The 12,684-nt window shown below is 46.3% G+C and carries 11 protein-coding genes and 5 tRNA genes; 7 read left to right on the top strand and 9 right to left on the bottom strand.

Annotated elements, in window-relative coordinates; genetic code table 11:
* Positions 1 to 367 precede the first annotated feature (367 nt).
* Positions 368 to 850, top strand: a complete 483-nt coding sequence (locus R3289_RS04545) for a methylated-DNA--[protein]-cysteine S-methyltransferase (RefSeq protein WP_413466679.1) — start codon at positions 368 to 370, stop codon at positions 848 to 850.
* Positions 851 to 1,082: 232 nt separating this feature from the next.
* Here the strand turns inward: R3289_RS04545 and manA are convergent, their stop codons facing one another.
* Together manA and R3289_RS04535 are read right to left on the bottom strand one after the other, a co-directional pair.
* Positions 1,083 to 2,282 carry a mannose-6-phosphate isomerase, class I gene (manA, locus tag R3289_RS04540; protein ID WP_318924304.1) on the bottom strand — a complete coding sequence of 400 codons (1,200 nt, stop codon included), beginning with the start codon at positions 2,280 to 2,282 and terminating at the stop codon, positions 1,083 to 1,085.
* A 158-nt stretch (positions 2,283 to 2,440) separates the two neighbouring features.
* Positions 2,441 to 4,342 carry a fructose-specific PTS transporter subunit EIIC gene (locus tag R3289_RS04535; RefSeq protein ID WP_318924303.1) on the bottom strand — a complete coding sequence of 634 codons (1,902 nt, stop codon included), beginning with the start codon at positions 4,340 to 4,342 and terminating at the stop codon, positions 2,441 to 2,443.
* A 435-nt stretch (positions 4,343 to 4,777) separates the two neighbouring features.
* Between R3289_RS04535 and R3289_RS04530 the strand changes: the two genes are divergently transcribed.
* The gene (locus tag R3289_RS04530; protein ID WP_318924552.1) at positions 4,778 to 5,623 is read left to right on the top strand and encodes an AraC family transcriptional regulator; all 846 of its coding nucleotides are present in this window, start codon (positions 4,778 to 4,780) and stop codon (positions 5,621 to 5,623) included.
* A 2-nt stretch (positions 5,624 to 5,625) separates the two neighbouring features.
* Here R3289_RS04530 and R3289_RS04525 read toward each other — a convergent pair whose 3' ends face one another.
* From R3289_RS04525 to R3289_RS04510, 4 genes are all read right to left on the bottom strand, one after another.
* Complete coding sequence (locus R3289_RS04525; RefSeq protein ID WP_318924302.1) at positions 5,626 to 6,441, bottom strand: PTS sugar transporter subunit IIA; 816 nt, start codon at positions 6,439 to 6,441, stop codon at positions 5,626 to 5,628.
* The gene (locus R3289_RS04520; RefSeq protein WP_318924301.1) at positions 6,438 to 6,740 is read right to left on the bottom strand and encodes a PTS fructose transporter subunit IIB; all 303 of its coding nucleotides are present in this window, start codon (positions 6,738 to 6,740) and stop codon (positions 6,438 to 6,440) included. Before R3289_RS04520 ends, R3289_RS04525 begins: the two co-directional genes overlap by 4 nt.
* 117 nt (positions 6,741 to 6,857) lie before the next feature.
* A tRNA-Cys gene (locus R3289_RS04515) sits at positions 6,858 to 6,931 on the bottom strand.
* A 47-nt stretch (positions 6,932 to 6,978) separates the two neighbouring features.
* A tRNA-Leu gene (locus R3289_RS04510) sits at positions 6,979 to 7,065 on the bottom strand.
* Between the two features lie 173 nt (positions 7,066 to 7,238).
* Here R3289_RS04510 and R3289_RS04505 point away from each other — a divergent pair.
* From R3289_RS04505 to R3289_RS04485, 5 genes are all read left to right on the top strand, one after another.
* Complete coding sequence (locus tag R3289_RS04505; RefSeq protein ID WP_318924300.1) at positions 7,239 to 7,637, top strand: hypothetical protein; 399 nt, start codon at positions 7,239 to 7,241, stop codon at positions 7,635 to 7,637.
* A gap of 165 nt (positions 7,638 to 7,802) precedes the next feature.
* Entirely contained in the window at positions 7,803 to 9,434 is a 1,632-nt protein-coding gene (locus tag R3289_RS04500) for a methyl-accepting chemotaxis protein (RefSeq protein WP_318924299.1), read from the top strand.
* A gap of 127 nt (positions 9,435 to 9,561) precedes the next feature.
* Entirely contained in the window at positions 9,562 to 10,791 is a 1,230-nt protein-coding gene (gene alr / locus R3289_RS04495) for an alanine racemase (protein WP_318924298.1), read from the top strand.
* A gap of 242 nt (positions 10,792 to 11,033) precedes the next feature.
* Complete coding sequence (locus tag R3289_RS04490) at positions 11,034 to 11,765, top strand: AzlC family ABC transporter permease (RefSeq protein ID WP_318924297.1); 732 nt, start codon at positions 11,034 to 11,036, stop codon at positions 11,763 to 11,765.
* Positions 11,762 to 12,070, top strand: coding sequence for an AzlD domain-containing protein (locus tag R3289_RS04485; RefSeq protein WP_318924296.1), 309 nt, complete (start codon positions 11,762 to 11,764; stop codon positions 12,068 to 12,070). The genes R3289_RS04490 and R3289_RS04485 overlap by 4 nt, the downstream gene beginning before the upstream one ends.
* Positions 12,071 to 12,305: 235 nt before the next feature.
* On the opposite strand, the gene R3289_RS04480 is transcribed toward R3289_RS04485, so the two are convergent.
* From R3289_RS04480 to R3289_RS04470, 3 genes are all read right to left on the bottom strand, one after another.
* Positions 12,306 to 12,381, bottom strand: a tRNA-Gly gene (locus R3289_RS04480).
* A 44-nt stretch (positions 12,382 to 12,425) separates the two neighbouring features.
* Positions 12,426 to 12,499, bottom strand: a tRNA-Cys gene (locus R3289_RS04475).
* Positions 12,500 to 12,546: 47 nt separating this feature from the next.
* Positions 12,547 to 12,633: transfer RNA gene (locus R3289_RS04470), tRNA-Leu, on the bottom strand.
* Between the last annotated feature and the right edge of the window lie 51 nt (positions 12,634 to 12,684).

Below are 12,684 nucleotides of genomic sequence, written 5' to 3'. Positions count from 1 at the left end.
ATAAGTCGCGGGGATATTTTTCCATAAACTTATTAACAAAATCAATAATTAGTACGTAAGAGTTCGACTCAGATAAGTGATTGGATCAATTGAAATACGATTAATAACCAAAGGAGGCTCCACAGGCCAAGATATTCACTTAATGCCAGTCGTTGATAACGGCTACACGGCGATAGCTCAAAAAAATATAGCCTATGAGTTATCTGCGTTCCGGCTCCCGAAAATGACTAGTCTGGCGGGTTAGAAAGGTTACACTACGCTTATTGCTAAACTTGAACAGTAACCGTAAAGCAATGCCAACAGGCACGTGTGCCACAAACGTATTGCAGAGTATACCGGTTGACACTTTTCATTATTGGAGTTCACAATCATGAATGTTTATACGCATTATCAAAGTCCTATCGGGCGAGTCACTATCCAGGCGAATGACGAAGGGTTACTTGGCGCTTGGTTTCAAACCCAGACAACCCAGCCAGACAATCTGGGAAAGCTCGATAGTGAACATCCCGTTCTGAAGCAAGCGGTATCTGAATTCCAGGAATATTTTGCCGGAACACGCCAGCGGTTTGAGGTACCTCTTGCCGCAACAGGCACTGAGTTTCAGCAGAAAGTCTGGCAGACTCTTACCACGATCCCATTCGGCACAACCTGGAGTTACCAAGACTTGGCGAATGCCATTGGTAACCCGAAAGCCGTACGCGCGGTCGGCCTTGCAAACGGTAAGAACCCGATTTCAATTATTGTGCCCTGCCATCGTGTTATCGGGAAAAATGGTAAGCTCACCGGCTATGCCGGTGGTATTGAACAAAAAGAGGGGCTACTCAAACATGAGGGAGCCCTTCAGATCTAATACTTCACCAACGAAGTTTTGACGAGTTCAGCAACCAAACGCCGTCATTCCACCAAGTGAGGAAAAAACTTATATGGAACCTTAAGCACATACAGTTAGAACTGTCTCCCAGACATCTCGGGTATCGATCCCGGAGTGGTATCTTTAGATGCTTCAATTATTTAGAATTTATTTGAAAAAGTACTAAATACTGATTAAGCGCACCAAACTTTCTCATTAGCTAACTGTGATGTTAGTTATAAGCACGAGCAAATCGACCTTTTGTGCTTGCTGTGTAATTGCAGGCATAAGCGGGAATAAACACCGACTCACCTTTTTGGATAGTCAGTGTTTCGCCATTACTGTGATTTACGGTTAGTGGCATATCGATCGCCAGAAGAATTTCAGCACTTGCTGTAGTTAGTTTTGTACCTTGCTGGTTCTGATACACACTGAACTTAAAGTCGGGTACCGGAATTGGGTAGTGAAGCCCCCCCTCAGATTGCTCTGGAGCAAGTAGTAGCATATCTGCTGGCATCGGTACAAACCGTGTACTTGCCACCAACTCAGCAATATCCATATGCTTCGGGGTTAGGCCCGCACGAAGTACGTTATCGGAGTTCGCCATGATCTCAAGGCCTGTGCCTTTGATATAGGCGTGCGGCGTGCAAGCATCGAGGAACATTGCTTCACCAGGCTGCAGTGTCAGCACATTCAGCATCAGCGGCGAGAACAGGCCGATGTCACCCGGATACTGTCCGGCCAAATCCAAAATTAACGCAAACAGAGCCTCTTCTTTGTGCTGCGCAGCATAAACCAATAGCGCATTTACCGCGGTCTCTTTCATTTCACCCTGCAACGATAGAATCGCTTCGAAGAACTGACGCAGGCCGGCTTCATTTTGATTTTCTTCCAGTGCTATCACCAATTCATTTAAATCAGCGTTTTCCAGAACATGAAAGAAACTAATAATTTCGGCAAATTCACGGAAGCCGTTCATTGCCTGATAAGGTGTCAGCGCGAAAACCAGCTCCGGCTTGTGATTTGGATCTTTGTAGTTACGGTGACCGGCATTTAGCGCAATACCTGCTTCTTGCTCTTTGGCAAAACCAACTTCGGCCTGTGCCTTACTTGGGTGAACTTGAATAGACAGGGCTTTTTCTGCCGCTAATATTTTAAACAGGTAAGGTAGCTCACCAAACTGCTTGTCAGCTGCCTCGCCAATAATCGTTGCTTTATCGGTCTCGATAAATTCAGCCAGATGGGTTGCCTTGCCGGCGACATCAACCTGCGAACAACCGTTTGGGTGGGCACCCATCCAAATTTCCGCTTGTGGCCTGCCTTCAGGGTTGGCGATGCCAAAAAGAGATTCAATCGATGTTGTGCTACCCCATGAGTAATCTTGGATGGCATTGTGCATGCGGAAAAAACACGGAGATGTAGAGACAGTCATTGTTTACCTTTCATCTTTATTACTGATTTAACGAGAAAATCCTCCCCCCGATTAAGGAGGGAGGTTAAGCGCCAAGCCGGGGGTACAAAGCTTTTTCACTCAGGAGACTGTGACGCCGTTATTAGCTATTGTTTCATTAGTACAAATTCAGCAGTGGCTTATGCTAGTGCCGCTTGTGCTTTCGCCTGACGCATTTTCTTCAGAGAAATCGCAACCAATGCCGTCACTACAGAGCCCGCTATCATACAGACGATAGCCATTAGTGGTTTGTTCATCGCACCAAGGAGTGCTACCACAGGCCCACCATGCGCCACGCTGTTGGTGATACCGAATGAGAATGCCATCACTGCCGCAACCATAGAGCCAAGCACGTTAGCAGGGATCACTGACATTGGGTCTTGAGCGGCAAATGGAATTGCACCTTCAGAGATACCTACCAAGCCCATCGCACTGGCAGCTTTACCCGCTTCAACTTCCGATTGTTCAAAGATATTCAGCTTGCGACCCAATATTGTCGCAAGACCCATACCCAGAGGAGCAACAGGAATGGCACACGCCATCGCTCCCATAAATTGTGTCTGACCACTTGCAATCATGCCGACAGAGAACAGGAAGGCAACCTTGTTGAATGGACCGCCCATATCAAAGCCAGCCATACCACCTAATACAATACCCAGCAGAACCACGTTACCTGTGCTCATGCTGGTTAGCATTGCATTCAGACCATCCATCAAACTTGCAATCGGTGCGCCGATACCAAAAATAAACAGGCTAGAGATAAACAAGCTACCCGTAATTGGTGCAATCATGATTGGCACCAACGGCTGGATAAACTTGTGGTAATTTTGGTTAACTACCCACTTAACGAAATAACCGACCAACAAGCCCGCAACAATCGCACCGATAAAACCCGTGCCCGCTTCCGCACCATAGAATGAGCCGTTGTTAGCAATCCAGCCACCAATCAGACCCGGAGCCAGAGCAGGACGATCGGCAATGGCATAGGCAATGTAACCGGCCAGAATAGGGATCATCAAAGTAAAGGCAACTACACCCACATCAAGCACTTTCTGCCACATGCTACCTTCAGGGATCGCCATCCCGGCTTCCGTTGGCTGGCCACCTAGTGCCAGAGCCAGCGCAATCAACAGACCACCGGTGACCACGAACGGGATCATGTGGGATACGCCGTTCATCAGGAAGCGATACAGGTCGGAACGTGCCTGAGACACTTTGTTTTCCGTCTGCGCTGCCGCATCATCACCCGAGACCTGGTAACATGTGGCTTGAAGCGCTTGGTTGATCAGCCCTTTGCCATCTTTAATTGGTGCCTTCACTCCGGTTTTTACCAGTTTTTTACCGGCAAAACGTGCCATGTCTACCTGCTTGTCACAGCTAACAATAATCGCTTCAGCACGTTCGATATCTTCCGCAGTCGGGCTGTTCTTTACCCCAATCGAGCCGTTGGTTTCCACTTTGATTTCATAACCAAGCTCAGCCGCGGCTTTTTCCAGCGCTTCAGCGGCAAGGTAAGTATGCGCCACACCGGCCGGACAACCCGTGACGCCAATTAGCAGGCCTTTATCCGCTGCTGGTGCTGCTTGATTCGGTTCTGTTTTTTCCAGTAACAGGTTCAGTGCGTCCTGTTCATTTTCCGCTGACATAAAGGCATCAATGAAACCGTCTTCAATCAGTTTTGAGGAAAGTTCGGCCAGCACTTCAATATGGTGGTTTGCACCGCCGTCTGGCGAGGCAATCATGAAAAAGAGTTTTGATGGCAGGCCGTCTTCTGCGCCGTATTCGATACCCCCTCGGCTGATACCGATTGCGACTGCAGGTTCAGCAACCGCGCCACTTTTGGCATGAGGCAGGGCAACTCCATCTTCGAAACCGGTGTTGCCCAGTTCTTCACGAGCATGAATATCTGCTAAAAACTGTGCTTTGTCATGAACTCGACCTTGCTGATGCAAGACGTCGATCATCTCAACAAAGACCTCTTCTTTGGTCGTTGCCTGAAGGCTCAGGCATATCAATTTCTCATTAATTAAATTGGTGATCATAAGTGTTCCCCCTGTTTTATTTTTATGTTCAGCATTTGTGTTGCCGTTGGGGGATATTTTCATCTATCCGGCACCACTCTGATAGTGTATCAGAGAGGCATTTACTGGATATTTGTAACATCACTTTGTCTTTGTGATCTAATTCTCATATTGCCAACCATATACCACCAAAAATAAAAATCACACTAAAATATTAAATATCAGTAAGTTGATATGAATATTGATCATGAAACCTTCACTACTCTCACCAATCAGAAATAAAAAATTACTCTTCAACTAGACAGGAGTAACCAATGATGCGAGACCAGCACGTCTGTTTGCGTGACCCCGCTCACGGATATCTCCCCTGACTGCTCGCTCGGGTAGTATCAAACTGCGGGACAATGAATAATAGTGTCTGTATTTACAGAACAGATAGGCATAGTTGCGAACACCATGAGCCAAGTTTTCCATGATCTCATCGCTACCCTGCTTTCGGAGCGGGAACACTTCAACCGCATTTGGTTTGCCGGTGATCAACTCACACCACCGCCGTTTAGCTATCAGGTGAACTTTCCCCGTCTGGAACTGGTGATCAGTGGCGAGTACATCAACGAGCTCGAAGATCCGGAGCACGGGATCAGCGAAGTGAAAATTATGGCAGGCGACGCAATTTATATCCCACCCAATAGTTGGAATAAGCCTAATTGGGATACAGATTGCTCAGTGCTGAGCCTGCTGTTTGGCCGCAGGCAGCTCGGATTTAGCCTGGTAAGTAAGACCAAAGAGCAGACAAATTTTTATGATATCCAAAAGCACAGTATCCAGACCCGTACAGGCCACGCCATCGACCATATACTGTCGGCGCTCAATGCCCTGTCAAAAGAACCGTTAAAGCAACCGATGGACGAACACCTGCTCTTGGCACTGATGAGCTATTGCCAGACCATGTTGTCAATACCGTCAGACTCGAGTAAAAAACGCAGTGAAGATCTCTATCAGGGGATCTGTATCTTTATTCAGGAAAATTTTCACCGGGCAATCAGCCGGGATGCCATTGCCAAGCGATTTAACATTACGCCCAACCACCTCTCTCGGCTATTCCGCCAGCAAGGTCATATGCGATTCGCCGATTACATTACTTGGGTAAGGATCGAACGCGCGAAATTCATGCTCAAGAAATACGCGTTCCGGCTACATGAAGTGGCGACCCGCTGCGGATTTCAGGACGTAAACTACTTTTACCGGGTGTTCAAGAACAAAACAGGCTTAACACCTTCAGAGTATCGCAGCTCAGTTTAGGCCTAATGAAACGGGCGAGATAAGGTGTGGAGGATAATGGCTTTAAGTGCTTCCGGTTCGTTGTTTCCGGTCAACAAATGACAATACTCCGGTTCCAGCAGAGCTTGTGAGAAATGAACAAACGCCTGAGTCTGTGGGCGTTGTGCGTGGGCTGGTAGCGTCATCGCAATCAGTCGTGTGACAGGGCCTCGATTCGATCCCCACTCTATCGGTCGTGGCATTTGGATCACCGCCATGGCTGGCTGTTGGATTTCTGCTGACATTATGTGCGGCAACGCAATACCATTTCCCATCGCTGTCGATGATACTTGCTCCCGCTTGAGCATCAGCTTCAATAACACTGCCGATTTTTCAGGGTTGAGCATACGACACAACCGGGCAAGCAGCTTCTCTTTGGCTTGGCTTGCCTTATCTTCATTTGCCAGCCCTTCGCCCAATACCTGACTGGTAAATTTCATTTCGAAAGGCAGATAAAAAGTGCTATTGCCCTCATCATCACTATCAACACTGCAGGCATTACGGTTCTTTTTCTTACCGCTGGTTTTCACCAGCGTAAATTGCTCGGCCAGAAAATCCGTCAGCACCATACAGGCCAGCTCAGCATCGGAGCCTTCAATGAGCAGCTGGCAGAGATCGCCCGGCATACAGCCCAGACTCATGATACGGACCGTCTGCTCGACATTGGCCCGGCGCAGATAGGTGACATCCAGCATCACAACTACCGAACGAAAATAACCCGCCAAGGTTTTTAGCTGATTCAATTTCCAGGCAGGGATTCCTTCATCACCAATGATGAAGGTAATACTGCGCTCGATCATAATTCTTGGCAGCGTGCCAGCACACTGGCGGGATCCGTCAGCACGTCTTCAATGGTGACACAATGGATAGTGCTGCCAGTAAAACGGGCTCGGTGTTCTATTTCAATGTCTGAGGCGATCAATACCACATCAGCACGACCAATATCCTGGAAGCTAAGCTGGTTTTCGATCCCCATCGCACCCTGAGTTTCTACCATGATCTGAATGCCTAACTGCTGTGCCGCTTTCTTTAGCTCGGCCGCCGCCATGTAAGTATGCGCAATCCCAGTCGGGCAAGCAGTAACTGCTGCAATTTTCATAATTTCTCTGTTGGCAGATGTTGTTTTAGATGATTGTCTCGATCCGGGGTCGATAGTCAAGCCATAAGGCAGGAAAAACTGACTTAGATTAGGATAGTGGGGGAATTCGAAAGAGGATGGAGGCGCGTCCCGGAGTCGAACCGAGGTACACGGATTTGCAATCCGCTGCATAGCCACTCTGCCAACGCGCCATATTTGATTACGTACTTTATCTTCTATGGTAAAGACAAAAGTAAGATGGTGCCCCGGGCCGGACTTGAACCGGCACAGCGCGAACGCCGAGGGATTTTAAATCCCTTGTGTCTACCAATTCCACCACCAGGGCACGCAATTCTTGATTGCGATAATCGGCACTATAGTCTAGAAAGACTTTGATTCAATTGGTTACAAATCAATCCAACCACCGATCTTTCAACCTCACATCGCGCAAGATTAACGCAAGAGATATCAATATATAGATGGCTCACAAAAGTTGTTCGTAAAGGTAAGCAGCTAGCATTGATTTCAAAGAAAATAGAAGCTGTTTTATATCGCCCCCTGTACAAGGTGTTAACTGCGAGAGGGATCAGCGATGTCCAAATCGCAAATAACAGTGAATATGACTCTACCAATCCTACCAGACAGATACCAACGATCCATTACGGCGTCATTGGGATTAACCAATACGAGAAAATTGACTGTGTACACGGCTTAAATAGTTACAGCGTCACTGAAGGTGATTCTGGCTGTGTTCTTCAAGATATGCCAGCTAGTGACGAGCAACTAGAAATGGAAATCACTGGCTACTGCTATTCCAGTCCCGTAACAATTGAAGTTCCTACTCTTGGCTCTAATTCATGCCAAGCATTATATTTTGTTACTGATAACTTTATATTTCATGTGATCGTACCTTTATAAAATCATTGACATTTTTTATTTTCATTTGAAGCTCAATTCATTATCGAAAATGTCATTAATTAGTGTTACGTTACATTTGTTGCGGTAATTTAATGGATAAATATCACATATAAGGACGTGGTTTACTTTGGCGACACAACATAAGAAAAACAAGGTATATCACCAATGTCTATCAAGAACCTTTCTATAGCGAAAAAGATATCGCTATCATTTTTACTCATTGCCATCGTCAACATTGCGTTTGGCGTATTTTTATCTACAGAGCTCAAAAATATTAAATCTGAGCTTTTAAATTATACCGACGATACTCTGCCTGCGATGGAAAGAGTAGACTCAATTCGAGATCACATGTCTCTCTGGCGCCGTGCTCAGTTTGCTACTTACACCTATAACGACGCAGCCCAAATCAGAAATAAAATCGCCAGTAACATCCGCGAACGCGAGAAGATCAGTAACGATCTAAACGCTTATGGTGAAACAATTTGGCCAGGTGAAGAGAAACAAACTTACCAGCGTCTTATGCGTCAGTGGCAACAGTACTTGGTTACTATGGACCAGTACAACGAAGCGATGATAGCCAACGACAAAATCAAGGCTCACCCTATCTTGGCGAACTCACTGCCTTCTTTCGAAGCGGTCGACTCTGAGCTAGGTGAACTGATCCGACTGCTTAAAAATGCCATGGACGATAACAAAACTCGTATCCTTTCTTCTGTAAACGGATTAAGCAATTCGTCGATCGCGAGCAACGTGATTATTCTGTTGATCATGGTTGGCATGACGTATGCCCTGACACAGTTGATTTGCGGTCCACTTAAGCTTGTCGTTCAACAAGCAAACGCGATCGCGACGGGTGACCTATCAAGCGACATTGACCGTAAAGCAATCGGCAATGACGAACTTGGTGAACTAGCCGATGCGACCACGAAGATGCAAGACGATTTACGCCAAGTAATTGATAACGTTATTTCAGCAGTGACTCAGTTAAGCAGCGCAGTAGAAGAGATGAACCAAATCTCTGATATTTCAGCATCTGGGATGAAAGACCAACAGCTACAAATCACGCACGTTGCAACTGCAATGACAGAAATGAAAGCAGCGGTAGCCGATGTAGCACGCAACACCGAAGATTCAGCGAACCATGCTAACGAAGCTAACCGTCGCACACAGGACGGCGTTCGTGAAACTCAAAGTATGGTTGACACGATCCAAGAAGTTTCAAACGTTATTGGGGCTGCTGGGGATACTGTGGCTGAACTAGAACAGCAATCGAACAAAATCAACGTTATCGTAGATGTTATTCGCGACATTGCCGATCAAACTAACCTACTCGCGCTTAACGCTGCCATTGAGGCTGCACGTGCCGGTGAATCTGGTCGTGGTTTTGCAGTGGTTGCGGACGAGGTTAGAACACTTGCTGGTCGTACACAAGATTCAACCAGTGAAATTACTGCGATCATTGAACAGCTTCAATCTCTTGCAAAAGACGCAAAATCTGCCACTGAACTTTCTAGAAGCAGTATTTCACAATGTGCAGATCAAGGGGTTCAATCGAAACAACTGATGAGCGACATTGAGCACTCTATTTCTGATATCTCAGACATGGGCAGCCAAATCGCGACCGCTTGTCACCAACAGGATTCGGTTGCAGAAGAGCTTAACCGCAGTATTGAAAATATACATTTGGCATCTCAAGAAGTCTCACAAGGTTCTGAGCAAACAGCTCAAGCTTGTCGTGAGCTAAGCCAACTGTCTATTTCTCTTAAAGATGTGATGGGCCGCTTCAAACTAAGTTAAGCTTGATCTAGGCTAAATCATGACCCTCAGAAACGCTCCAAGTAACCACTTGGAGCGTTTTACTTCGTCAGGTACTCTCCCCAAGTAACCAATGACATAACCAATAGAAAACGCGTACGGAGACTTTATGCACTTAAAGAAAACCTTACTAGCACTTACCATCGCCGCCGCAACTTTTGCTCCAGCTATGCAAGCAACAGCTGCTCCTCTTCAAATCACCAATGCCGCAGTAAAAGCAGAGCAAGTTCAAGGCGCTAACGCTTGGCTGGAAGTAAACTTGGGTCAATTCCAAGAAAATATTGAGCAGTTTAAATCGCACATGGATGGCAAAACTAAAATATGCGCAGTAATGAAAGCCGACGCATACGGTAATGGCATCGCAGGTCTCATGCCAACCATTATTGAACAGAAAATCCCATGCGTTGCCATTGCAAGTAATGCCGAAGCTAAAACCGTTCGCGACAATGGCTTTAAAGGTCAACTTATGCGCGTACGCTCTGCTGACATTGGTGAAATCGAAGCCGCAATCGACCTAAATATCGAAGAGCTTATTGGTAGCGCTGAACAAGCGAAAGCATTGTCTAAGTTAGCAGAAAAAGCCGATAAAGAAATCAAGATTCACCTTGCTCTGAACGACGGTGGTATGGGGCGAAATGGCGTAGATATGACGACAGAAGAAGGTCAACAAGAAGCGCTAGAGATCGCTCAACAAGTTGGCGTTAACATTGTCGGTATTATGACTCACTTCCCTAACTACAACGCTGACGATGTTCGTCAGAAGTTAGCTTCATTTAAAAACAGATCAGCATGGCTTATTAAAGAAGCAGATCTAAAGCGCGAAGACATTTTACTGCACGTTGCAAACTCTTACACCGCGCTTAATGTTCCAGAAGCACAGCTTGATATGGTTCGTCCAGGTGGCGTTTTGTATGGTGATTTGCCAACCAACCCTGAATACCCTTCTATCGTGTCTTTCAAAACACGCGTAGCATCACTTCACCACCTGCCAAAGAATAGCACTGTCGGCTACGACAGCAGTTACAAGACAAGTAAAGAGAGTCTAATGGCGAATATTCCTGTTGGCTACTCTGACGGCTACCCGAGAAAAATGGGCAATACAGCAGAAGTACTGATCAATGGCCAACGCGCTAAAGTCGCGGGTGTGGCTTCAATGAACACTACCATGGTTGATGTCTCCGATATCAAAGATGTCGCTCCTGGCTCTGAAGTTGTGCTATTCGGATCTCAGCAAGGCAAGACCATTTCCGCTGCGGAAATGGAAAAGCACTCAGAAGTTATCTTCCCTGAGTTATACACGGTTTGGGGTACTGCAAACCCTCGTGTATATGTAAAATAGACCGATTCGGTCTTCCTAACGGAACGAAAAAGCGAGCCTCGTGCTCGCTTTCTTATTTAATGGCTCATGATGTTATTGATTGAACTAGGCTTTCAAGATTCTGTCTTTGCCACCGTTTATGTATTTTTATATGCAACGTAGCGTTTGAAAGCCTACCCAATTGATGTTAAACATGCAGTTTACAAAATAACAACAAGATCCTTCCATGGCTCTGCCCTTTTGCCTGCTGGCTAGGTACCTCTATGACAGAAAATACTCAACATCTTCAACGCTCCTCGACTGAATTACACGAGTTTACGCGTATCGACGTCTGGAACGGCTTCACCCAACTTTTGCCTCTCTCCATGTTTGTGATCGTATTTGGCCTCGCATTCGGTGTTGCAGCTGTACAAACTGGGCTGGATGCTTTTCCTACTATGTTAATGAGCACACTCGTTTTTGCGGGTGCTTCACAGTTTGCCACGTTAGATATGTGGGGAGCAGAAGTGCCTCTTATTCCTGTTCTTATTACCGTGTTTGCGATCAATGCTCGCCACCTTTTGATGGGTGCAACGCTTTATCCTTGGTTACGCCAACTCCCACCGACAAAGCGATATGGTGTTATGTTGATTGCTTCGGACGCAAACTGGGCAATGGCACTCAATGCATTTGGGAAGAAAGAACCAGGTTTTGGTTTGCTCGTTGGTGGTGGTTTAGCACTTTGGTCTTTTTGGATTGTTGGCACTTGGGTTGGTATTTACTTTGGTAGCGCAATCCAAGATCCTGTGAGCCTTGGGCTCGACATGGTTATGGGCTGTTTTTTACTTTCCATGGTGGCTGTGGGGCCTAAAAGCTTAAGAATTTTTGCGATTTGGACCACGGCAGCAGTGTCTTCAATGTTGGCATATTGGTATTTGCCGGAAAATAGCCATGTTGTAGTTGGTGCTATCGCTGGCGGAATTCTGGGTGCTTGTTGGAAGGAGAAAAAAGCATGAATATCGAAACGAGCGTAGGTGGAACACTACTGATAATCATTGCAATGGCATTAGTAACGCTTATCACCCGCTGGGGTGGTGTATATGTAATGTCATTTGTTCCAATTAGCGAACGTGTTCAACGTTTTATTTCCGCGATGTCAGGTTCCGTATTAGTCGCTCTTTTAGCACCTCTTGCAGTAGAAGGTGACAATGGCGCTAGAGCAGCACTCTTTTCGACAGCTGTCGTCATGTTCATCGTAAAAAAGCCTCTACCAGCCATTGCAGCAGGCATCATCGCCGCCGCCGCCGTACGAGCTATTTAGTTGCTCTTTCTACGGTAACAATAACACTTCTCCAATGTGTTCTGCTGGATATTTTCACCGCGACTGTCGAAGTGCTAAATGTAAGAGCGCAGTTAGCGACTGGTATAAACCAAGTGATAAAGCAAATGAAATGGCATAGAGTTCTCGAAATTCAGATACAAAAAAACCAGCTTTCGCTGGTTTTAAGTTGATGCTTTTAGCATCGAGATATCGTAATTACCATATCTGAATAATTTGGAGCGATACATCGGGTTCGAACCGATGACCTCAACCTTGGCAAGGTTGCGCTCTACCAACTGAGCTAGTATTGCATTTTCACTCATTTTCTTTCTCGTAAACAAAGAAAGAGAGAGGATGGAGGCGCGTCCCGGAGTCGAACCGAGGTACACGGATTTGCAATCCGCTGCATAGCCACTCTGCCAACGCGCCATATTTGATTGCGTACTTTAGCTTCTATGGTAAAGACAAAAGTAAGATGGTGCCCCGGGCCGGACTTGAACCGGCACAGCGCGAACGCCGAGGGATTTTAAATCCCTTGTGTCTACCAATTCCACCACCAGGGCACGCAATTCTTGATTGCGGTGCTCGTAACTGATTTAAGTTAGACACCATCT

The sequence above is a fragment of the Photobacterium sp. genome, assembly GCF_033720175.1.
In the GTDB taxonomy this organism is placed as follows: Bacteria; Pseudomonadota; Gammaproteobacteria; order Enterobacterales; family Vibrionaceae; genus Photobacterium.
This window is presented reverse-complemented; position numbering and strand designations above follow the sequence as displayed.